The following is a 1,092-nucleotide window of genomic DNA, read 5'->3' as shown; positions in this document are numbered from 1 at the left end:
GCCGAATCGAGCGCGCGCCGCTGCGCGGCGTTCGACTGGTCGTCGCCCTTCGACACGCGGGCATAACCGATCAGATAGGGTTCGCGCGTCATCTGCGTCTCTTTCACAAACGGCCGTATCTGGAGGCGGAAACAGCATGCACCAATTTCCGCAGCCTTGGGTCTTTCACAATCCTCTTTCACTAAGCCAACAAAAGGCAAGAGGTTTTTGGAGGATGAAACATGCCCGCACGTATTCCGATGACCCAGCGGCAGCGCGCCGCGTTGCTTGCTTTGCCCGACAGCGAGGCGGCGGTGGTGCGACATCATGGCCTCGATGCCGAGGACCTTGCTGCGATCGGCTTCGCACGCACTCCGGCGACCCGCTTGAGCTATGCCCTGCAACTCTGCTGCCTGCGCTATCCGGGGCGACATCTGCGCACAGGCGAGCTGTTGCCTGCAATCATGCTCGACCACATCGCCGAACAGGTCGGAGTGGATGCAGGCGTCGTCGCCGACTTCGCGCGGCGAGCGCCGACCCGCTACGATCAGCTTGCCGCCATCAAGGCGCGCTTCGGATTCACCGATCTGAGCCGGCCAGCGCGCGGCATCATGATGACTTGGCTGGAAACCGAAGCCATGGCTATCGTGGACGGGCGCATTTTGCTTGATCGATTGCTGGACGAGCTGCGCACGCGACGCATCGTCATCCCTGGCATCAGCGTCGTTGAGCGGATGGCGGCCGAGGCGATGCTTCGGACGGAAACCGATCTGGTCGCCGCGGTCGATGCTAAACTCGATGCGGATATGCGTCAGCGTCTCGATATGCTGATCGATGAGAAGGTACATGACCGGCAGAGCCGCTTGTCCTGGCTGCGCGAACCAGAGCCCCGCGTCGCGTCAGCCTCGCTTGCCGAAATCCTCGAGAAGGTCGCGATAATCCATAGGACCGGTATTTCCAGCATTCCGGTCGATCCCCTGCACGAGCCCCGCCTGACGCAGTTCGCCCGCGAAGGCGTGCGATATACCGCCCAGGCTTTCCAACAGATGCGCGTCTCCCGCAGGCGGGTCATCCTGCTTGCAACGCTGCGCGAGATGGAGGCCACGCTTACCG

1 protein-coding gene is annotated in these 1,092 nt (G+C 62.4%); it reads left to right on the top strand.

The features are described from left to right. Nucleotides 1-221: 221 nt before the first annotated feature. Nucleotides 222-1,092 (top strand): DUF4158 domain-containing protein (locus ACFVFH_RS35790; protein ID WP_383777116.1); only part of this gene is annotated, 871 nt, incomplete at its 3' end.

The sequence above is a fragment of the Streptomyces sp. NPDC057697 genome, assembly GCF_042799335.1.
Lineage (GTDB): Bacteria > Actinomycetota > Actinomycetes > Streptomycetales > Streptomycetaceae > Streptomyces.
This window is presented reverse-complemented; position numbering and strand designations above follow the sequence as displayed.